This is a genomic window from Spongiactinospora gelatinilytica (assembly GCF_003236385.1).
Classification (GTDB): Bacteria; Actinomycetota; Actinomycetes; order Streptosporangiales; family Streptosporangiaceae; genus Spongiactinospora; species Spongiactinospora gelatinilytica.
This window is the reverse complement of record NZ_POUA01000015.1, coordinates 25,645-45,584: the sequence shown is the minus strand read 5'-3', so window position 1 is coordinate 45,584 and position 19,940 is coordinate 25,645. Positions and strand designations below refer to the sequence as shown.

The window sequence follows — 19,940 nt, the reverse complement described above, 5'->3', positions numbered from 1 at the left end:
CATCCGGGGGTGGGCGGGGTGGCCGTGACCGGCGTGGCCACCGGCGACCACACGACCCTCGCAGCCTATGTCGTGCCCCGCCCGCAATGGCCGGCCGGCGACCTTCCCGCCGACGTCCTGGAATTCCTGCGCGACCGCGTACCGGCCCATCTGGTGCCCGGCCGGATCACCGTCGTGCCGGAACTCGTCTACACGCCGAGTGGAAAGGCCGACCGCGCCGGTACGCACCGCCGATATGCCGCGGGAAACCAGAAGAACCCGACCCCCAAGGAGGCCGTTTCGTGAATGCCGACGCACTCGCCGACCTTTTCCGCCGCGTGCTGGAAAACCCCGACGTCAGCGCGGACAGCGACTTCTTCGTCAGCGGCGGTGATTCACTGCTGGCCACTCGCGTGCTGAGCGGCATCGCCCGCGACTGCGGCGTCGAGCTGGGTTTCGACGATTTCCTTTCCGCGCCCACCCCCGGCGCGCTGGCCGAGAAGATCGCGAGCCGGGCATGAGCGTCGTCGTCGTGGGAGCCGGTCTCGCCGGGCTCACCGCCGCCCGCGACCTACTGGCCCGGGACATCGAGGTGACCGTGCTGGAGGCCCGCGACCGGGTGGGCGGCCGGACGTACGGCCTCGAAGTCGCGCCGGGCGTGTGGGCCGACGCGGGCGCGGCGTACCTGGGCCATCGGCACACCGAACTGACCGCCCTGCTGGCCGAACTGGACCTCAAGACCACTCCCACCGCCATGGCCGGCGACAGCCGGTTCGAGCTGGGCGGCGACGTCGGGACCCGGGCGGGCCGGTTTCCTCCGCTGTCGGCGGTGGCGCTCGGCGAGCTGTTCGACGCGCTCACCGACCTGTGCGCGAAGGTCCGCGTGGACGCCCCCTGGCTGACCCCGGACGCCGCCGACCTGGACCGGCGGACCGCCGCCGGCTGGGCCGCCGAGCACCTGCGGCACCCGGACGCGCGCCGGTTCTTCCCGCTGTTCCTGGGCGAGATGATGGCCGCCGACCCGGCGGCGGTGTCCGTCCTGCACATGGCGTTCTACCTGCGGTCCGGCGGCGGGCTGCGGTACCTGAACGCGTTCGCGGGCGGCGCGCAGGAGGACCGGATCGACGGCGGCGCGCACCAGGTGTGCGAACGGCTGGCCGCCAGGCTCGATGTACGCCTCGGCGAGCCGGTGCGCGCGATCCACCAGGACGGCGACGGCGTGATCGTCGTGTCGGCGTCCGGGCAGGTCAGGGCCGGTACGGTGGTGGTCGCGGTGCCGCCCGCGCTGGCCGGCGCGATCGACTTCCGGCCCGGCCTGCCGACGCCCCGGGCGCGGACCGCGACCGCGCCGGGCTGCGCGGTCAAGGTCCACCTGATCTATCCACGGCCGCTGTGGCGGGAGTACGGGCTGTCCGGCTGGACGGTCAACGCGACCGGCCCGCTGCTGTCCACCGTGGACGACTCGCCGCCGGACGGCGGCGCGGGCGTGCTGACCGGCTTCGTGACCGGCTCGGAGGCGCACCGGTTCGCCGCGCTGCCCGCCGCCGAGCGGCGCGAACGGGTGCTGGCCCAGGCCGCCCGGCTGTTCCCCGAACTGCCCGCCCCGGCGCAGGTCCACGTCACGGACTGGATCGGCGAGGAGTACAGCCGCGGCTGCTACGCGGCGCTGTTCGGCCCCGGGGACTGGGGCCTGCTCGGCCCCGGCCTCATCGCCCCGCACGGCCGCGTCCACTGGGCCGGCACCGAGACCAGCACGGAGTTCTTCGGGCTCATGGAAGGCGCGATCCGCTCGGGACACCGGGCGGCCACGGCAATAGCCGAAACACAGGAGGAGCAATGACGGAGATCACGTCCATCGCCCCGCTCGGCGTACGGCAGGCGTTCATGACCGAACCCGGTCTGGGCGCGGGCAACTTCCTGGACCACGCCCTGGCGGCCAACCCCAACCGCGGCGTGCCGTTCATCTACAGCCACCACGAGGACCATCGCGGCGGCGTGGTGCTGCGCGGGCACAGCCTGACCGACCTGGCCGCGCTGCGCGACCGCTATGCCAAGTGGTACCGGGCCAACGGCGTACGCCCCGGCGAGCCGGTGGCCATCGTGGTCGCCGAAGGGCTGGAGCCGCTGATCCACTTCCTCGCGCTGACCGCGCTGGGCGCGATCCCCGCGCTGGTCAACGACGCGATGCGGACCGACGTCATGGTCCGCTACCTCGACCATGTGGGCGTGGTCGGCATCGTCGCCGACGACACCACCAAGCTGCTGCTGGCCTACCGGGACGACCCGTCCCGCCGTCCCCGGTTCATCGCCCTGTCCGCCGAGGTGCGGGCGCACGACGCGGCCTCCGGCGAGCTGCCGGAGACCTACCCGCACCGGCACGAGCCCGACGACCTCGTGGCGCTGATCCACTCCTCCGGCACGACCGGCACGCCGAAGTCCACGACGCTGGGCCACCGCAGCTTCTGGGACGGCAAGCAGCAGCGGATGGTGCGCTTCCCCGCCGAGCCGTACGACAAGCTGATGTCGCTGATGCCGCACACCCACGCGGGCGGGCTCAGCTACTTCCTGACCGCCGTGCTTCTCGGGCTGCCGACCGTGGTCATGTCCGACTGGCGGCGCGCGGTCGTGGAGCCGGTGATGGAAACGTTCCAGCCGACCATGGTCGCCTCGTTCCCGAGGACGTTCGTGGAACTGGCCACCGGCGAGCCGCCGGCCAGGGCCGCGGCGAAGGTCCACACCTGGTTCAACACCGGGGACAGCGCGCACTACGGGCACATCAGGAAGCTGGTGCGGCTCGGCGAGCGGCCCGCCGGGCTGATCAAGCCGTGGCTGCTGCCCGGCGGCGGCCCGGACGACGAGCCGCGGCCGGGGTCGCAGTTCATCGACGGGCTGGGCTCCTCGGAGATGGGGATGGCGCTGTTCGGCCAGGTCACCACGCCCGAGACCGAGCGCGCCGACCGCTGCGTGGGCAAGGCCCAGGAGGCGGTGATCAAGGCCGCGGTACTGGACGAGAACGGCACCGAGGTGCCCGACGGCACGGTCGGCCTGCTCGGCGTGATCACCCCGTCGCGCACCCCGGGCTACTGGCACGACAAGCGGATGACCAGGAGCTTCGAGCTGAACGGCTACTGGCTGACCGGGGACGTGGCCTGGCGGGACGGCGAGGGCCGGTTCTACCACCTGGACCGGACGGTGGACGTGATCGACACCGCCGCCGGGCGGGTCTACAGCCTGCCGGTGGAGGAGGTGCTGATCGCCGACTGCGCCGACCTCGTGCAGGACTGCGCGGTCGTCGGCGTCCCCTCCGGCGAGGGCCAGCGGCCGATCGCCGTGGTACGGCCCCAGGCCGAGGCGGCCGGTGTCACCGCCGAGGAGGTACGCGAGCACGCCAACAAGGCCCTCGCCGACGCGGGCCTGGCCCCGCTGGCCGCGGTGATCATCGCGGGCCGCGACGACGAGTACCCGCTCGGCCCCACCGGCAAGGTGCTCAAGCGGGAACTGCGCACCCGCCACGCCGGGCTGCTGACCGGATGAGCGCCGACCCGTACGTGTACGCGCGCCGGCCGCTCACCGAGCCGGACTGGCGGCGACTGCCCGGCTGGCGCGACGTCACCGTGGCGCAGTGGCGCGACGCCCAGTGGCAGCGGGCGCACTGCGTGAAGGACGCGCGGCAGCTCCGCGCGGTCGTGGGCGACCTGTTACACGAGTCGTTCTACGCCGACCTCGCGGCCGACGCCGAACGGTTCGCGACCATGCCGGTGCTGGTCACACCGCAGCTGCTCAACGTGATGGCAGGCGACGCCGACACCTTCACAGAGGATTTCCTGGCCGACCCGGTGCGCAGGTACCTGATGCCGGTGCGGTCCGACCGGCACCCGGAGTGGCCCAGCCACCCGTACGCCCAGCGCGACTCGCTGCACGAGGCCGAGATGTGGGCGGTGGAAGGGCTGACCCACCGGTATCCGACCAAGGTGCTGGCCGAGCTGCTGTCCACCTGCCCGCAGTACTGCGGGCACTGCACCCGGATGGACCTGGTGGGCACCTCGACCCCGCAGGTGACCAAGGCCAGACTCGCGCTGCGGCCGGTGGACCGGCAGGAGCTGATCCTGGACTACCTCAAGCGCACGCCCGGCGTACGGGACGTGGTGGTCTCCGGCGGTGACCTGGCCAATCTGCCGTGGCCCCGGCTGGAGACGTTCCTGACGCGGCTGCTGGAGCTGTCGTCGGTGCGGGACATCCGGCTGGCCACCAAGGCGCTGGTCGGGCTGCCGCAGCACTGGCTCCAGCCGGAGGTGCTGGAGGGCATGGCCCGGGTGGCGGGCCTCGCCCGGCAGCGCGGGGTGAACCTCGCGGTGCACACCCACGCCAACCACGCGCGTTCGGTGACGCCGCTGGTCGCCGAGGCGGCGCGGGCCCTGCTGGACGCGGGCGTACGGGACGTGCGCAACCAGGGCGTACTGCTACGCGGGTGCAACACCACCCCCGCCGACCTGCTGGACCTGTGCTTCGCGCTCCAGGACGAGGCGGGCATCCTGCCGTACTACTTCTACGTCTGCGACATGATCCCCAACGCCGAGCACTGGCGGACCCCGATCCACGAGGCGCAGCGGCTCCAGGAAGCGATCATGGGCTACCTGCCCGGCTACGCCACGCCCCGGATCGTGTGCGACGTGCCGTACGTCGGCAAGCGCTGGGTCCACCAGCTCGTGGAGTACGACCGGGAACGCGGCGTCTCCTACTGGACCAGGAAACACGGCCTGGGCCTGGGCGGCGACGCCGACCTCGACCGGAAGTACCCCTTCTACGACCCGATCGACACCCTGCCCGAGCCCGGCCGCCGCTGGTGGGCCGGCAAAGAGAGGCGACCATGAGCACGCTGCGCCGGATGTGCTGGATCTTCCCCGACCGGGAGTCCACCAGGGCCACCGCGATGTGGCACACGTTCTTCTGGGACATGTACGCCGAGGTCGCCGCCGAACTCGGCATCTCCTGGACCATGCACGCCCCCGACGCGGTGACCGTGGACGGCCTGCGCCCCGGCGAGCCGCGCGTCTACGTGGACGGCGAGCGGGTCACCCCGGACGACACGCTGTTCATCACCGCGCTGTACTCGCTGCCCTACCAGTCGATGGACGTGTTCAACCAGTACGCGCTGTACGCCGTGCTGGAGCAGGCCGGTTTCTACCTGCCGTTCCCGCCCTGGCTGTCGCCGATCGCCAACGACAAGCTCGCCACCGTACTGCACCTGGCCGACTCCCCCGTCCCGCCGATCCCGACCCTGCGCATCGGCACCGGGCGGGACGTCGGCAAGCACCTGTACGAGGTGGCGCTCGGCGGCCTCACGTACCCGGCGATCGTCAAGCCGGCCGGGTGGTGCGGCGGCGGCGGGGTGAACCTGGCCCGCGACGCCGAGGAGATCCGCGGCCTGGCCAGCCTGGCGCAGGGCGGGGACACGACGCTGGTCGTCCAGCCGTACCTGGGCGACGGGACGGTGGACTACCGGGTCTACGTCGTCAACGGCGAGCCGTACGCGGTCATGAAGCGCATCCCCGAGCCCGGCTCCCCGGTCGCCAACGCCAGCAGGGGCGGCGCGATGGAGTTCCCGCCGGTGCCGCCGGAGCTGGCCGCGGCCACCGCCTACTTCGCCGAGAAGCTGCCCATCCCCTTCTTCTGCGTGGACTTCCTTTTCGACGGGGAGCGGTACTGGTTTTCCGAGCTGGAGCCGGACGGGGTGATCGCCCCCGACTTCGGCGACCCCGCCCGCGCGCTCCAGCGCGACGTCACCCGCGCCCGCTGGACCGCCTACCGGGACGCCCACGCCCGCCACCACGACACCCGAGAGCTGGTGACCCTGTGAACGCGTTCTCCCTGACGCCCGCCGCCGCCGAGCCGCACCTGCACGTGGCCCGCCGGTCCCTGGACCGGCTGCGCGGCGTGCCCGCGCTCGCCGCCCGCTACGCCGGCCATGGCGAACCGCGCACGCTGGACGACGTGGCCGCGCTCCCCCCGCTGGTCAAGGACGACCTGAACGTGGCGCTTGCGCACCTGCGGCCGGCCGCCGAGCGCGGCGCGACCTGGCTGTTCCAGAGCGGCGGCAGCACCGGCGCGCCCAAGGTCGGCTACGCCCCCACCGGCTTCTACATGCGGGGCGTATACGAGCAGTGGCGTCCGCTGCACCGCGACGACGTGTTCGTCAACGGGTGGGGCGCGGGCCGGATGTGGGGCGCGCACTTCCTGGCGGGCGCGTTCGCCGACCTGTCCGGCTGCCAGGTGATCGCGCTGGGGTCGGTGGGCAGGGACGAGTACGGCGACTGGCTGTCGTTCTTCGGCGACCGCGAGGTGACCGCGTTCGGCGGCACGCCGAGCGTGCTGCGGCTGTGGTTCGCGCACGCCAGGGCCACCGGCGTGAAGCTGCCGGCGCTGCGCAAGGTGCTCTGGCTGGGCGAGGCGTGGCACCCGCAGCTCGACGAGGACATGGCGGCGGTGGCCCCGGACGCGCGCCGCTGGGGGATGTTCGGCAGCACCGAGACGTGGGTGGCGGGCACGAACACGCCGCAGTGCCCGGCGGACGTGTTCCACCTGCTGCCGTCGCAGCTCGTTGGGGTGGACGCGGACTCGGACGGACTGCTGGACTTCACCACGCTCGACCCCGACGTGCTCAACCCGGTGCTGCGGTACCGCACCGGCGACGCGGGACGGTTCGTGACGTGCTCGTGCGGGCGGGAGGATCGGGCGCTGCACATCCTCGGGCGGCGGGATTCGGTGGTGCAAGTACGCGGGCTGGGCCTGCACGTGGACGACATCGTGGCCCGGGCCGAGCGGGAGCCGGGGGTCACCCGGGCGCAGGTGCTGATCACCGAGCGGCAGGGGCGGGTGGCTTCCGTGGACGTCCTGCTGCTGGGGGTTTCGGACGGTGATCTGCCGGAACGGCTGCGCCGGGACCTGATGTCGGGCACGTTCACGATCAGTACGGCCTTCCAACATGACCCCGAGTCCTTCCGGGTGTCGGCGGTGGACGAACTGATCAGCAACGGGCGCACCGGCAAGACCTCCGGCTTCGTCGTGCGGGAGGAGCCGTGAGGCTGCCGCGCGGCCTGGGCCTGGGCCGGGAGTTCGGCCTGTTCTGGGCCGCGCAGTCGGTGAGCCTCGTGGGCGACCGGATCACGGTGTTCGTGGTCCCGACACTGATGATCGTCGCGCTGGACGCGTCGCCGTTCGAGGTGGGCGTGGTGGCCATGGCCCAGTACCTCGGGATTCCGCTGCTCGGGCCGGTCGCCGGGGTGCTGGTGGACCGGTGGGACAAGCGGGCGACCCTGCTGGTGTGCGACCTCGTGCGGATGGTGGCGGTGCTGGTCATCCCGGTGGCGTACTGGCTGGGGGTGCTGTCCACGCCGCTGCTGTTCGGGTGCGTGGCGCTGATCAGCGCCGCGACGATCTTCTTCAACATCGGCTACCTGGTCGCGGTGCCGACCACGGTGCCGGAGGACCGGTTGGTGCGGGCGTACTCGCGGCTGGAGGGCAGCCGGACCGTCGCCGAGGTCGGCGGCCCGTCGATCGCCGGCGCGCTGTACCACGCCTTCGGGGTGGCCACGCTGCTCGTGGACGCGGCCAGCTACCTGGTCTCGGCCGGGTGCGTGCGGGCCATGCGGCCATGGGGCGGTACGTCGGTGCCGGAGGGCGGGATGTGGGCGCGGCTGCTGCTCGGGTTCCGGCTGAACTGGGCCGATCCGGTACTGCGCCGGGTGATCGTCGCCGCCGTGACGCTGAACTCGGGCGGGCCGATCTTCGTGACCGTGCTGCCGGTGCTGGCGTACGAGGGGTTCGGGCTCTCGGCGGGCGCGCTCGGCGCGGCCATGTCGGTGGCCGCGTGCGGGGCGGTGGCAGGCGCTCTGGTCGCCCCTCGGATCGGCGCCCGGCTCGGACTCGGCCGCACGCTGGCCTGGGGGCTGCTGCTGCACTGCCTGGTCGGGCTCGGCATCCTCGCCGCGCCCGCGCTGCCCGCCGGGCCGGTGATCGCGGTGACGTTCGGCTGCTACGGCTTCTTCATGTCGTGCATCAACGTGTGCAGCGCGCCGATCCGGCAGTCCCGGATGAACGCCGACAACCAGGGCGTGATGCACGCGGCGTTCCGGACCGCGACCTGGGGGGTGATCCCGCTGGCCGCGCTGGTGGGCGGTACGGCGGTCACCCTGCTCACCGGCGGCATGGGCGTGCTCGGCGCGGCCCAGGCCGTCATGGTCGGCGGCACGCTGCTGGCCGCGTTCTCCTTCCTGCCCGCCCTGCGGGTCCAGCCGCTGTTGGACCGCGCCCGGCGGGACGCCGAACCCGCGGAGAGCCTGACATGACGACACTGCTGATCACCGGGACGTCCTCGGGCATCGGCCTGGCGACTGCTGTTATGGCCGCTCGCGCCGGTTACACGGTGGTGGCCACGATGCGCGACCCGGAGGCACGGGGTGCCGGGCTGCGGGCGGCGGCTGCGGAGGCCGGGGTCTCGCTGGACGTCCGCCGGCTCGACATCACCGACGCCGTGTCCATCGCGGACTGCCTGGAGGGGGTGCGCGGGACGTACGGCGGGCTGGACGCGCTGGTCAACAACGCCGGAATATCCAACTTCGACCCGACCATGGAGATGTCCACCATGGCGGCCCTGCGGGCCAACCTGGAGGTCAACTTCTTCGGGGTCATCGCGGTGAGCCGGGTGGCGATGCCGATGCTGCGGGCCGCCCGGGGGCGGCTGCTGACCATCGGCAGCGTCCATGGGGTGGTGGGCCAGCCGTTCAACGAGGCGTACGCGGCGGCCAAGGGCGCGGTGGAGGGCTTCATGGAGAGCCTGGCGCCGGTCGCGGCCGAGCACGGGGTACGGGTGAGCGTGGTCGTGCCCGGTTTCGTGCGTGACACCCGGTTCGGGTACTTCCCGGACGTCAGCCGCAAGACGATCCGGCGGGACTCGGGGCCGTACGCGCCCGCGTTCGACCGCTACTTCGAGTGGGCGGTGAACGCGGGGTGGGCCACGGCCGGGCAGTCCGCGCAGGAGGTCGCGGAGGTGGTGGTGAGCACGCTGGGCGCTGAGGAACCTGCCTTTCGCATTCCGACGAGCGCGTGGGTGGCGGAGTACCTGGCGGGCAAGCTCGCCGACGTGGACGGCTCCGCCGTACAGGCCATGGCCCGGAGCTGGCTCGGAGCCCCGGTGTGAGCGGGGTCGACGCGGCCTCCCGGACGCTCGGCATCACCGTCGAGTCTGTTGGTCCGGGCCGGGCGCGGCTGCGAATGCGGGTCACCGCGGACATGGTCAACGGGCACGGGCTCGCGCATGGCGGGTACGTGTTCCTGCTCGCCGACGCGGCCTTCGACCGGGCCTGCAATTGTGGCGGGCCTTTGACGCTGGCGCAGAGCGCCCAGGTGACCTTTGTCCGCCCGGTCATGCCCGGTGACGAGCTGGTCGCCGAGGCCACCGAACGGGTCAGGTACGGCAGGCACGGCGTTTACGACGTCACCGTGTCGCGGCCGTCCGGCCAGATCGTCGCGGAGTTCCGCGGCCAGAGCATCACCCTGCCCCGTACTTCATGTACTTCATGAAAGGAGGCGGCACATGCCCGCCCGACCGCTCCGCGAACTGATCGACTTCGCCCGCCGTAACTCCCCCTTCTACGGCGAGCTGTACCGCGACCTCCCCCAGGGCGTCGCCGAACTGACCGAACTGCCGATCATCGACCAGACCGCCTTCTGGGCCGCCAACACCTGGCCGGACAACCGGCTGCTGACCGGCCCGCTGACCGACGCCGCCATCTACACCTCGGGCGGTACGACCGGCGCGCCGAAGTTCTCCCCCTGGACCCGCACCGAACACGCCGACTCGGTGACCGCCTTCGGCGCGGGGATGGTCGCGGCCGGGCTGCGGCCGGGGCACCGGGTGGCGAACCTGTTCCTGGCCGGGGAGCTGTACGGCGGGTTCCTCTACATCGAGCACTCGCTGCACAACGCGCCGGTGGAGAACGTCCGGCTGCCGATCGCCGGGCACGCGGCCGACGACTTCATCGCCGGCCTGATCGGCACCCTCGGCATCAACGTACTGGCCGGGCTGCCCAACAAGCTGGCCCGGGTGGCCGAGGAGGTGACGTCACGGGGCGGGGCCGCCGACTCGGTGGAACTGCTGCTCTTCGCCGGCGACCTGCTCTTCGACGACCTGCGGCCGGTACTGGCCAAGGCGTTCCCCCGGGCGACCATCGCCTCCCTGGGCTACGCGTCGGTGGACGGCGGCCTGATCGGCGCCCCGGTCCCGGGCGGCGACGTACGGGTCCACGAGGCATTCCCCAACCGGACCGTGGTCGAACTCATCGACGAGGCCACCGCCGCCCCGATCACCGCCCCCGGCCGTCCGGGCAGAGTGGTGGTCACCAACCTCTTCCGTACCCTGATGCCCATCATCCGCTACCCGGTCGGCGACCTCGCCGAATGGACCGACGCGGAGTGCCGCGGGTTCCGCCTGGTCGGCCGTACCACCGAGGGCGCCAGGGTGGCGAACGTCCCGATGGGCGTCGCCGACATCCGCAAAGTCCTCACCGAGGCCGCCCCGGCCCTGTCCGGTTCCCAACTCCAACTGGTCCAACGCCGCTGGAACGGCCGGGACGGCCTCCTCCTCCGAATCTCCTGCGCCTCGGAGCCCCCCACCGACCTGACCGACCAGTTGATCAAAGCCATCTACGCCGCCAAGCCCATGTACCCGGAAAGCGTCGCCGCCGGCACAGTCCACCCACTGTCCATCGAATGGACCCACCCCTCCACCCTGGCCGTACACCCCCGCAGCGGCAAAGTCCTCCCCGTAGTGGACGAACGCCCCCACATCTAGAAACCCAGCGCGGCCCCCGCCGAAAGCAGGGGCCGCGCTCCCGCGCGCAATCGCCTTCGCTCCACTCAGTCCTGGTACGGCTGGCGCGCACCGCCGGAGAGGACAACCTGCTCGCCGGACTGGCCACGGAGACCGACCTGACCGACGAGGAACTCACCTACATCGCGATGGTGCCGCTCGCCGCCGGCCACGAAACGACCGCGAACATGCTCGGACTGGGCACGTTCGCACTTCTCACGCATCCCTCGCAACCGGCCGGGCTCCTCGCCGACCCGGACATGATCGAAATTGCGGTCGAGGAACTGCTGAGATATCTCCGGCCCTGACCCCGGTTGCTGAGACCGCGCCGCCACCTACCTGTTGACCATGGTCAACCGACTTCGCACAGCGTCAAGGTCGTACCCCGGCCCGAGAAGACCACTTCCTGTTCGCCGTCCTGGCCGCACCCTGCTCGGCTCAACGGAGGTGATCGCATCCTGTTCTCCGTTGTGGCCGTCGATCGTCGATCTCGCCGAACCGGCGCAGGCCCGGGATCGGGAGGACGGCGACGATCGAGATGACCAGCGCGATGCCGGCGAAACCGGCCAGTGTGGCGGTGCCGAGGTCGGCGAGCAGCCAGCCCGCGACCACATAGCCGACCGGGCTCAACCCGGCCGTGGCCAGCCCGTCCACCGAGAACACCCGGCCCAGGTAGCTCGCGGGCACTCCGGTCTGCAACGCGGTCGTCCACAGCACCGCGAACACCGCCAGCCCCGCACCCGTCAGCGCCGAGGCCGCCAGGATGATCGACGGGGGCGCCGCCAGCATCAGGGCCACCGTCTGGTGCGCCTGCGCCAGAAGGGCGAGCATGGCGATCCAGCCCCGGGAGCGGGACCGGATGGTGGCCGCCAGACTCGCCCCCAGGAACGCGCCGGCGGCCTCCGCGGCCACGATCCACCCGTACCACGCGCCCTCACGCCCGGTGAGCACCGGCAGGATCAGCGCGACCGGCGCGGCGACCAGCGCCATCTGGACGGTCCCCTGAATCATCACCGCGGCCATCCACGTACGCGAGGAGACGTAACGCAGGCCGTCGGCGATCTCGGCGGCCAGTCGCGGCCGGCCTTCCGGCGCCTCGCCTACCGCCTCCGATACCCCGACAAGCGTGAGGATGCTGACGGTGAAGGTCACGACGTTGACACCCAGCGCCCACTGCGGCGACGTCGCCACCGACAGGGCCCCTCCGGCGGCGGCCCCCAGAAGGGTCGTCAGCCGGTTGGTGATCGAGCGCAGCGCGTTGGCGCCGGGCAGCCGATCCGGCGGTACCAGGCTCGGCAATATCGCCATGTACGCCGGGCGGTACAGACCTGTCCCGACGCCCAGCAGCCCGGACAACGCGCCCAGCAGCCACAGCGGCGCGAACGGCCCCGCGAGGAGGACGCCGGCCACGGCAGCGGCGCGCAGCAGGTCGGAGACGATGATGATCCGGGCTCTGCGGTGCCGGTCGGCCAGCGCGCCTCCCACGAGAATGGAGACGATCCCGCCGAGTGCGGACATACCGAGCACCGTGCCCAGCGCACGGGGCGCGTCCTCGCGGGGTAGCAGCAACAGCGCCACCGATACCCCGTACGCGGCGTCTCCGGTCAGGTTCATCACCTGTCCTGCCCACACCCGCCGGAAAGCGGGGATGGACAGCGGGGCGAACATGGCCCTCATCGACCGTTCTCCTCCGCCTCGGCGAAAACGCCGAACTATCTCCTCGGGGCCACCTGAGGCCGGTCGTTTCGTTCGCGTACGCCCCGCCCAGTGGCGCTGTCCCAGCACACGAACATGGACTGCCGCGTGACCCTCACCCGAAGAAGCGCGCGTCAAACGCCCTTCAGAACACGATCAAGCGCCGCGCGACCTATAGGCCCCCAGTTCGGCTTCCCGCCCGGCAGGCCTCGATCTCCGTTCTGCCCCATGAGCATCAGAAAGAGGCTCTTCGTCGCGGCCAGCCCGCGGGCGCGCCGGATCGCCGCCTCGTCCGCATGCGCGTACATGTCGAAGAACCGTGAGACCGAGCCCGCGGGCAGCAGCAACCATGCGGCGGCGAGGTCCCACGCCGGATCGCCGGCGAACATGTCGCCGAAATCGACGATGCCCGACAGCGTTCCGTCCGAGACGACGACGTTCGCGGGATGGAGGTCGCCGTGCACCCACACCGGCGGGCCCTCCCACGCGCGGGCCGCGACGGCGTCGTCCCAGACGGTCCGGACCTCGGCGGCGGCGATGTCGTCGGGGGCAACGGCCTGGAAGAAGTACTCGAAGCCGTCCGTGCAGTCCCTGGGATGGGCACCGCGGTCCGTGGCGATCGGCGCCTCGGCGGGCGCCTCCACATGGAGCGCCCGGAGGAAACCCGCCAGCGTCTCGGCCGCATGGGCGCCGCGGCTGATCGAGCCGTGGTCCAGCGGCTCGCCGGGAACCCACGTCATCACGGTCCAGTGCTTGGGGAAACGCTCGGACGGCTCGCCGAACCGCACGGGAGTCGGCACCGGCAGCGGCAGGCGCGGAGCCAGTACGGGGAGCCACCGCCGCTCCTTGAGCTGGAGCTCCGGGGTGGGGTCCATGCGCTGCATGCGCACGGCCAACTCGTCCCCGAGGCGCCACATCTGGTTGCCCCAGCCGCCCACCACCTCACGGATGGCCAGCCCCGCAAGGTCCGGATGTTGCTCCCGCAGCAGGTCGCGGACCAGATCTGCGGTGATCTCGATCTCGGTGTCGGTCATGCGAAGTCACTGTACCGAGGCGGCAGGGTGAACGCCTGGCTGGGCGAAACCGAAGGCCTGCGGGCCAGCTTGGAAGCAGCAAAGGGAACACCTCTCAGCCTCGATCGGACTCGCGACCACCGGCGCAGCAACGGGCCAGTGAACCTAGGGATGCCCATCATCATCACGGACCCGTATTCCGGAAAGTGCAGCCGTATTCGTCGGAATCACAGGCCCAGCGCATACGCGCCACGGTCACCCCCCTCCTCCATGTGCTGCACCCGGGTGGCGTCATGATCCAGGTCTCAGGCGGAATCGAACCAGGGCTTGTGGGCGGCCCAGTGCTTGACCCACCCGGCGGATCCGGGTTCTCCCGTGGTGAAGCCGAACTCGGCGCCGCGGCCCTTCGTCGATCCTTTGGACCAAGGCTAGGATGTCAGCGTCCGTGGCGGCGAGTTCTTCGTGAAGTCCGCGCAGCAGTGCGTCCTTCAAGGATGCATCACCGCTCTCGACGCCACCGTCGGGCAGGACCCGATACGGGTCCCGCCCCGGCTTGATCCTCTTGATGGCGAGCAGGTGGCCGTCATCGGTGATCGCGACGGCGCGGACGCGGTGCTTCACGACGCCCAGTGTGCTGTGTACCCGCGCGGCTCACCGACCTAGGACGGCTGGGGGACGGGGGTGCCATCGTGCATGTCGGGTGCTCCTTCGGTCCCGGGCAGGAAGAGGGGGCCGGGCGTCCCCTGCACCACCCCGGAGGCCTGGTGGTGGGTGGTTGGTGACGGGCGGGTGACCACGGCACTGGGCCGATACCGCCCTTGGCTGTAGGGCTGTCGTACTGCCTTTGGGGTGGTGGTGATCAAGTCGGTGGCGCAAGCGTCGGGCGCAGCCCGACACAGGAAACACGACTGAGCGAAGCGAAGACGATTGCGCGCGATAGCGCGGTACTTCAGGGGCAGGGAGCGCGGTACCGCAGGAGGTGGGGCTGGCGCGCTCAGCGGGCTGGGGCTAGCCCGCTGAGCGCGACGCCCCCCGTCGCCTCGGCGTTCAGCCGAGATACGCCTCGCGGATGCGAGGGTCGGCGAGCAGGTGCTCGCCGGGGCCTTGGAGGGTGGTGCGGCCGAGGTCCACGACGTGGCCGTGGTCGGCGAGGGTGAGGGCGGCCAGGGCGTTCTGTTCGACCATGAGGATGGTGGTGCCCTGGTCGCGGAGCAGGGCGAGGGTGTCCATGATCCGCTGGATCATGATCGGGGACAGGCCCATGGTGGGCTCGTCGAACATGACCAGCTTCGGGCGGGCCATCATCGCCCGGCCGATGGCCACCATCTGCTGCTCGCCGCCGGAGAACAGCCCGGCCCGCTCCGTCCGCCGCTCGCCGAGTACCGGGAAGAGGTCGTAGACGCGGGACAGGTCCGGCTCGATCTGGCGGTCTCGGCGCAGGTGCGCGCCGAGCAGCAGGTTCTCCTCTACGGTGAGGCCGGTGAACAGCCTGCGGCCCTCGGGGCAGTGCGCGATGCCCGCGGCCAGTACGGCGTGCGCGGGCAGCCGGTGGATCGGCCGCCCCTGGAAGACGATCTCCCCACGAACCGGACGGAGCAGCCCGGAGATCGTGCGCAGGGTGGTGGTCTTGCCCGCGCCGTTCGCGCCGACCAGGCAGACGATCTGCCCTTCCGCGACGGTGAAACTGACGTCCTTGACCGCCTCGATGGCGCCGTGGGCGACCGACAGTCCGTGTACCTCTAGCATTCGGCCGTCCCCAGGTACGCCTCGATGACCCGTGGGTCGTCCCGCACGGACGTGGGCGGGCCCTCCACCAGCATCCGCCCGCGCACAAGGACATGGACGTGGTCACAGAGGGAGAAGATGAACTTGGTGTCGTGCTCGATCACCACCACGGCGATCCCCCGGTCGCGGATGCCGCGGATCAGGGTGCCGATGGCGGCGGTCTCGGCGCCGTTCATGCCCGCGGTGGGCTCGTCCAGCATGAGCACCGCCGGGTCGCCGGCCAGTGCCCTGGCGATCTCCACCCGGCGCTGGTCGCCGTAGGACAGGCTGCCGGCCGGGCGGCGGACGTCGGGGTCGAGTCCGACGAAGGCGAGTTCGGCGCGGGCCCGTTCGGCGGCCTCGGTCTCGCTGCGGCGGAAGCCGGGGCTGCGTACCAGCGCGCCGAGCAGCGACTGCCTGATCCGGCTGTGCCGGCCGACCAGGACGTTGTCCAGTACCGACATCTCACCGAAAAGGCGGATGTTCTGGAAGGTCCGCGCCACCCCGCCGCGCATGGCCTCGGCGGGGTCGGCGGGCAGCGGCCGCCCGCCGAGCGTGATCCGCCCGGAGGTGGGGGCGGACAGGCCGGTCAGGCAGTTGAACAGGGTGGTCTTGCCGGCGCCGTTCGGGCCGATCAGGCCGACGATGCCGGTGCCGGGTACGGCGAGCGAGACGTCTTCCAGCGCCACCAGCCCGCCGAACCGCATCGAGACGCGTTCCGCGATCAAGGTCATGACGACGACACCAACCCCCGTGGCCGGAACCGCATGATCAGGATGAGTGCGAGCCCGAACAGCATCAGCCGGTAGTCGCTGAACTCGCGCAGCTTCTCCGGCAGCACGAACAGCAGCGACGCGCCCACGACCGCGCCGGGCACGGTGCCCATCCCGCCCAGGATGACCGCGGCCAGCAGCGTGACGGACTCGCTGAAGTCGAAGCTCTCGTAGCCGACCGTGCCCAGCTTGTGCGCGAAGACCGCGCCCGCCAGGCCCGCCATCGTGGCGCCCACCAGGAAGGCGAGGATCTTGGCCCGCCCGGTGCGCACGCCCATGGCCCTGGCCACGTCCTCGTCCTCCCTGATCGCCTCCCAGGCCCGCCCGGTACGGCTGTGCTTGAGGTTGACCAGGACGACCATGGCCGCCGCCACCAGCAGCACCGCGAGCCCGTAGTAGAGGAACCCGCCGGGCAGCGCGCCGACCGGCTGGTTGAACGCCTGCCCGAACAGCGTGATCGGCGGGATGCCGGGGATCGCGTTGACGCCGCCGGTGAGCCCGCCGATGTCGTTCTGCGCCGCCCGGAAGAAGATCTCGCCGAAGGCGAGGGTCACGATGGCCAGGTAGTCGCCGCGTACGCGCAGCGTGGGCGCGCCGACCACGACGCCGAAGAAGCCCGCGACGGCCGCGCCGGCGAGCGCCGCGACCGGGAAGGGGACGCTGTGCGCGAGGTTCGCCGCGGTGAACGCGCCGATGCCGAGGAAGGCCACGTAGCCGAGGTCGAGCAGGCCGGCCAGGCCGACGACGATGTTGAGCCCGATCGCGGTGGCCGCGTACACGCCGATGGTGGAGGCCACGGTCATCCAGTAGCCGGTGCCCGCGCCGGTCACCGGGAGCAGCAGCGCGCAGGCCAGCATGACGGTGAAGGCGAAGATCCGGTGCCGCTGGGTCAGGGCGGCGAGCCAGGTCAGGACCCCGTACGCGGACAGCACTCCGACCAGGGCGAAGGCGAAGCCGCAAAAGGCGAGGAACTCCGCGCCGCCGTGCGGATTGGTGGCCCGGCTCTGGCCGCCCGCGGTCAGGGTGGCCGACACCAGCCAGAGCAGTCCGGCGAAGGCGGCCAGCAGCGCGGGCCAGGCGAGCACGCGGCCTGGGAGCGGCAACGACAGAGCCGGTACGGCCGGCCGCCGCCACACCAGCAGCACCCCGCCCACCAGCGCGACCGGCCCGCCCGCGGACGGCGCGCCGAGGCCGATCAGGAACGCCAGGTGGACCACCGCGATGACGACCACCCCGATGCCCGCCGGCCTGCGCGCCCGGCCCGCCAGACCGGCCAGGCCCAGCAGCACCAGGTGCAGCCGGAAGCCGCTGACCAGGTGCGGGGCGTCGAAGAACTGCAACGTGGCCCGGTCGGGGTAGGCCCCGCCGGGTAGTACGAAAGCGGCCCACGGCAGCAGCGCGCCGACCAGGACCAGCGCCGCGCCCGCCCACGCGAGCAGGTCCGGGCGATGCCGCGCCGGGTTGGCGTGCCTTCCCCCCGGGGCGTCCACAAGCACCTTGGCGTCGTCGAGCGTCACGCGCGCACCCTTTCCGGCCGGCCCAGGAATCCCTGCGGGCGGAACATCAGCACCAGGATCAGCAGCGCGAACACCCACACGTAGTCGTACTGGGCGCCACCCCACGCGTACTGCCCGGCCAGGGACTTCACCAGGCCGAGGCACAGCGCGCCCAGCATCGCCCCGCGGATGCTGCCGATGCCGCCGAGCACCGCGGCGGTGAAGGCGAAGATGCCGTTCTGGAAGCCGATCGCGGTGTCGATCTGGGTGTAGTGGATGCCGTAGAGCACCGCCCCCACCCCGGCCAGCACCCCGCCGATCACGAAGGTCGCCAGCGTCACCCGGTCGGTGTCGATGCCCATCAGGCGGGCGGCGTCGGCGTCCTGGGCGGTGGCACGCATGGCGCGGCCGAGCCGGGAGCGCTCGACGTACAGGTGTACGGCCGCGCCCAGCAGCGGGGCGACCGTCAGGGCGAGCACGCCCGTCCACAGCACGGTCACCGGGCCGACGGCGAGGCTGCCGTCCGGGAAGGCCCGGGGGAACGGCAGCGGCGCGGTCGCGCCCGGGTAGAACACCCGGACGACCTCCTGGAGCAGGATCGACACGCCCAGCGCGGTGATCAACGGGGCCAGCGTGTGCGCGCCGCGCAGCGGCCGGTACGCCAGCCGTTCCATGGCCATCGCGACGACGACCGAGACCGCCACCGCGGCCAGGAACATCACCGGCAGGGCCGCGTACCAGGGCACGCCCTCGGGCAGCACGTACAGCGAGATGAAGTGGGCGCCGAACGCGCCCACCATGAACACCTCACCGTGCGCGAAGTTGATCAACTGGACGATGCCGTAGACCATGGTGTACCCGAGTGCGATCAACCCGATCAGCGCACCCAGCACCAGGCCGTTGACGATCTGCTGGGCAAGGGTCGCCACAGGTCACTTCGCCTCGAACTCGCCGCTGGTCATGTCCTTCCAGGCGCCGGAGTCGACCTGGTAGACGGTGAACAACTTGTTGACGCTGTCGCCGTACTGGTCGAAGCCGACCGTACCGTTGGCGCCCTGGTCGGTCCGGTAGCCCTGGACCTCCTTGATCAGTTCGGTGCGCTGCGCGGGCGCGCCGGTCCAGTCGGCCTTCGCGGTCACCTTGCCGATCGAGGTGATCAACACGTTGGCCGAGTCGTACGCGAACGCCCCGAACCCGCCGTAGCCGTCGGAGAAGCCTTTCTTCTTGTACGCCTCGACGAACGCCTTGCCGCTGTCCAGCTTCTCGATCGGGGCCCCGACCGAGGTCGCGATGTCGCCGTCCTTGCCGCCCAGCGCGATGAACTGCGGATCGAACAGGCCGTCGTTGCCGGAGATCGGCACGTTCAGGCCGAGGTCCTTGGCCTGCTTGCTGAGCGGTCCGGCGACGTGGTACTCCGAGCCGACGTAGATCGCCTCCGGCTGCTCGGCCTTGACCTTGGTCAGCACGCTGGCGAAGTCGCTGTCGTTCTCGTTGACCTTCTCCCGGATCACGATCTCCGCGCCGAGGCGCTTGGCCTCGGCGGCGAACTGCGTCGCCATGTTCTCGCCGACCGCCTTGCCATCGGTGACGATGGCGAGGCGCTTCTTGCCCTCCTTCTCCACCATGTAGCGGGCGTTGAAGGGGCCCTGGAGGTCGTCGGTGCCCACGACGCGGAAGTAGTTGTCGTACTGCCGCTTGGGCGCGGTCGCGAAGTCGGCGCCCCGGGTGAGCGCGGGGTCGGTGTTGCCCGGCGAGATCTGCACCAGCTTGGAGCCGGCGATCTTCGGCTGGATCGCCCGGGCCACCCCGGAGTTGTACGAGCCCACGATCCCCACGACGTTGGGGTCGTCGGCGAAGCGTTGCGCGGCGGCGGCGCCCTTGTCCGGGTTGGCCTCGTCGTCCTGCGCGTCCACGGTGAGCTGGTAGCCCTTGACCGCGCACTTCTGGTTGGCCTGCTCGACCGCGAGTTGCGCCGAGTTGCGGATGCCCAGGCCGATCGCCGAGAGCTTGCCCGACATCGGGGCGATGACCCCGATCACCAGCCTCCCCTTGCTGGTGTCGCAGCCCGAGCCGCCGCTCGCGGTCTCGGTCTTGTTCCCGGCGCAGGCGCCGGCACCCAGTATGGTGCCGAGCGCCAGCAAGCCGGTAAGTACGGCCGTGCCCTTGGTCCTCAACGGAAATCTCTCCTGCCGCGAAGTGGTCGGTTCATTACAGCCAGACCGCGGCAAGCTAGGTGCGCCGGCTGTTCACTTCACAGGTCAATCCCTGGCCAACATCTGACCATTCGACGAGTGGTAGGTCTGCGGCGGCGAGTGGACAGTAAGTGGACGGTTTTTGGTCTCTGGAATGAGCA

At 71.4% G+C, this 19,940-nt stretch carries 20 protein-coding genes; 12 read left to right on the top strand and 8 right to left on the bottom strand.

Annotation, left to right across the window (positions count from 1 at the left end):
• The 12 genes from C1I98_RS03760 to C1I98_RS41155 form a co-directional block, all read left to right on the top strand.
• A partial coding sequence (locus C1I98_RS03760; protein ID WP_146607266.1) for an AMP-binding enzyme occupies window positions 1–285 on the top strand: 285 nt, incomplete at its 5' end.
• Window positions 282–500 carry a phosphopantetheine-binding protein gene (locus C1I98_RS42580; RefSeq protein ID WP_111165651.1) on the top strand — a complete coding sequence of 73 codons (219 nt, stop codon included), beginning with the start codon at window positions 282–284 and terminating at the stop codon, window positions 498–500. The genes C1I98_RS03760 and C1I98_RS42580, both read left to right, overlap by 4 nt.
• Window positions 497–1,819, top strand: a complete 1,323-nt coding sequence (locus C1I98_RS03750; RefSeq protein ID WP_111165650.1) for a flavin monoamine oxidase family protein — start codon at window positions 497–499, stop codon at window positions 1,817–1,819. The genes C1I98_RS42580 and C1I98_RS03750 overlap by 4 nt, the downstream gene beginning before the upstream one ends.
• Window positions 1,816–3,513 (top strand): class I adenylate-forming enzyme family protein, encoded by a 1,698-nt coding sequence (locus tag C1I98_RS03745; protein ID WP_111165649.1) that lies wholly within the window; start codon window positions 1,816–1,818, stop codon window positions 3,511–3,513. The genes C1I98_RS03750 and C1I98_RS03745 overlap by 4 nt, the downstream gene beginning before the upstream one ends.
• Window positions 3,510–4,850, top strand: coding sequence for a KamA family radical SAM protein (locus C1I98_RS03740; RefSeq protein WP_111165648.1), 1,341 nt, complete (start codon window positions 3,510–3,512; stop codon window positions 4,848–4,850). Before C1I98_RS03745 ends, C1I98_RS03740 begins: the two co-directional genes overlap by 4 nt.
• Window positions 4,847–5,836 carry an ATP-grasp domain-containing protein gene (locus C1I98_RS03735; RefSeq protein WP_111165647.1) on the top strand — a complete coding sequence of 330 codons (990 nt, stop codon included), beginning with the start codon at window positions 4,847–4,849 and terminating at the stop codon, window positions 5,834–5,836. The genes C1I98_RS03740 and C1I98_RS03735 overlap by 4 nt, the downstream gene beginning before the upstream one ends.
• Entirely contained in the window at window positions 5,833–7,059 is a 1,227-nt protein-coding gene (locus tag C1I98_RS03730) for an AMP-binding protein (protein WP_111165646.1), read from the top strand. The genes C1I98_RS03735 and C1I98_RS03730 overlap by 4 nt, the downstream gene beginning before the upstream one ends.
• Entirely contained in the window at window positions 7,056–8,324 is a 1,269-nt protein-coding gene (locus C1I98_RS03725; RefSeq protein WP_111165645.1) for an MFS transporter, read from the top strand. Before C1I98_RS03730 ends, C1I98_RS03725 begins: the two co-directional genes overlap by 4 nt.
• Window positions 8,321–9,175 (top strand): SDR family NAD(P)-dependent oxidoreductase, encoded by an 855-nt coding sequence (locus tag C1I98_RS03720; protein WP_111165644.1) that lies wholly within the window; start codon window positions 8,321–8,323, stop codon window positions 9,173–9,175. The genes C1I98_RS03725 and C1I98_RS03720 overlap by 4 nt, the downstream gene beginning before the upstream one ends.
• Complete coding sequence (gene paaI, locus C1I98_RS03715) at window positions 9,172–9,558, top strand: hydroxyphenylacetyl-CoA thioesterase PaaI (protein ID WP_199536705.1); 387 nt, start codon at window positions 9,172–9,174, stop codon at window positions 9,556–9,558. The genes C1I98_RS03720 and paaI overlap by 4 nt, the downstream gene beginning before the upstream one ends.
• A gap of 13 nt (window positions 9,559–9,571) precedes the next feature.
• Window positions 9,572–10,828, top strand: coding sequence for a phenylacetate--CoA ligase family protein (locus C1I98_RS03710; RefSeq protein ID WP_111165642.1), 1,257 nt, complete (start codon window positions 9,572–9,574; stop codon window positions 10,826–10,828).
• A gap of 167 nt (window positions 10,829–10,995) precedes the next feature.
• Window positions 10,996–11,154 (top strand): cytochrome P450 family protein, encoded by a 159-nt coding sequence (locus C1I98_RS41155; protein WP_158557902.1) that lies wholly within the window; start codon window positions 10,996–10,998, stop codon window positions 11,152–11,154.
• Window positions 11,155–11,284: 130 nt separating this feature from the next.
• On the opposite strand, the gene C1I98_RS03705 is transcribed toward C1I98_RS41155, so the two are convergent.
• The 8 genes from C1I98_RS03705 to C1I98_RS03670 form a co-directional block, all read right to left on the bottom strand.
• Window positions 11,285–12,523, bottom strand: a complete 1,239-nt coding sequence (locus C1I98_RS03705) for an MFS transporter (protein ID WP_199536704.1) — start codon at window positions 12,521–12,523, stop codon at window positions 11,285–11,287.
• 152 nt (window positions 12,524–12,675) lie between these two features.
• Window positions 12,676–13,575, bottom strand: coding sequence for an aminoglycoside phosphotransferase family protein (locus C1I98_RS03700; RefSeq protein ID WP_111165640.1), 900 nt, complete (start codon window positions 13,573–13,575; stop codon window positions 12,676–12,678).
• Between the two features lie 270 nt (window positions 13,576–13,845).
• Window positions 13,846–14,175, bottom strand: coding sequence for an NUDIX domain-containing protein (locus C1I98_RS45510; RefSeq protein ID WP_158557901.1), 330 nt, complete (start codon window positions 14,173–14,175; stop codon window positions 13,846–13,848).
• Window positions 14,176–14,601: 426 nt separating this feature from the next.
• Entirely contained in the window at window positions 14,602–15,300 is a 699-nt protein-coding gene (locus tag C1I98_RS03690; protein WP_111165639.1) for an ABC transporter ATP-binding protein, read from the bottom strand.
• Window positions 15,294–16,052, bottom strand: a complete 759-nt coding sequence (locus C1I98_RS03685; RefSeq protein WP_199536703.1) for an ABC transporter ATP-binding protein — start codon at window positions 16,050–16,052, stop codon at window positions 15,294–15,296. Before C1I98_RS03685 ends, C1I98_RS03690 begins: the two co-directional genes overlap by 7 nt.
• Entirely contained in the window at window positions 16,049–17,608 is a 1,560-nt protein-coding gene (locus C1I98_RS03680) for a branched-chain amino acid ABC transporter permease (protein ID WP_111165638.1), read from the bottom strand. The genes C1I98_RS03685 and C1I98_RS03680 overlap by 4 nt, the downstream gene beginning before the upstream one ends.
• On the bottom strand, window positions 17,605–18,516 hold the full coding sequence (locus tag C1I98_RS03675) for a branched-chain amino acid ABC transporter permease (RefSeq protein WP_111165637.1): 912 nt from the start codon (window positions 18,514–18,516) through the stop codon (window positions 17,605–17,607). Before C1I98_RS03675 ends, C1I98_RS03680 begins: the two co-directional genes overlap by 4 nt.
• A 3-nt stretch (window positions 18,517–18,519) precedes the next feature.
• Window positions 18,520–19,761 carry a branched-chain amino acid ABC transporter substrate-binding protein gene (locus C1I98_RS03670; RefSeq protein ID WP_111165636.1) on the bottom strand — a complete coding sequence of 414 codons (1,242 nt, stop codon included), beginning with the start codon at window positions 19,759–19,761 and terminating at the stop codon, window positions 18,520–18,522.
• Window positions 19,762–19,940: the final 179 nt, after the last annotated feature.

Excerpts from the sequence above, each read along its gene's own strand:
- C1I98_RS03750 (WP_111165650.1), top strand. The coding sequence starts at position 497 with ATGAGCGTCGTCGTCGTGGGAGCCGGTCTCGCCGGGCTCACCGCCGCC.
- C1I98_RS03745 (WP_111165649.1), top strand. The coding sequence starts at position 1,816 with ATGACGGAGATCACGTCCATCGCCCCGCTCGGCGTACGGCAGGCGTTC.
- C1I98_RS03740 (WP_111165648.1), top strand. The coding sequence starts at position 3,510 with ATGAGCGCCGACCCGTACGTGTACGCGCGCCGGCCGCTCACCGAGCCG.
- C1I98_RS03735 (WP_111165647.1), top strand. The coding sequence starts at position 4,847 with ATGAGCACGCTGCGCCGGATGTGCTGGATCTTCCCCGACCGGGAGTCC.
- C1I98_RS03720 (WP_111165644.1), top strand. The coding sequence starts at position 8,321 with ATGACGACACTGCTGATCACCGGGACGTCCTCGGGCATCGGCCTGGCG.
- C1I98_RS03710 (WP_111165642.1), top strand. The coding sequence starts at position 9,572 with ATGCCCGCCCGACCGCTCCGCGAACTGATCGACTTCGCCCGCCGTAAC.
- C1I98_RS41155 (WP_158557902.1), top strand. The coding sequence starts at position 10,996 with ATGGTGCCGCTCGCCGCCGGCCACGAAACGACCGCGAACATGCTCGGA.
- C1I98_RS03705 (WP_199536704.1), bottom strand. The coding sequence starts at position 12,523 with ATGAGGGCCATGTTCGCCCCGCTGTCCATCCCCGCTTTCCGGCGGGTG.
- C1I98_RS03700 (WP_111165640.1), bottom strand. The coding sequence starts at position 13,575 with ATGACCGACACCGAGATCGAGATCACCGCAGATCTGGTCCGCGACCTG.
- C1I98_RS03690 (WP_111165639.1), bottom strand. The coding sequence starts at position 15,300 with ATGCTAGAGGTACACGGACTGTCGGTCGCCCACGGCGCCATCGAGGCG.
- C1I98_RS03685 (WP_199536703.1), bottom strand. The coding sequence starts at position 16,052 with ATGACCTTGATCGCGGAACGCGTCTCGATGCGGTTCGGCGGGCTGGTG.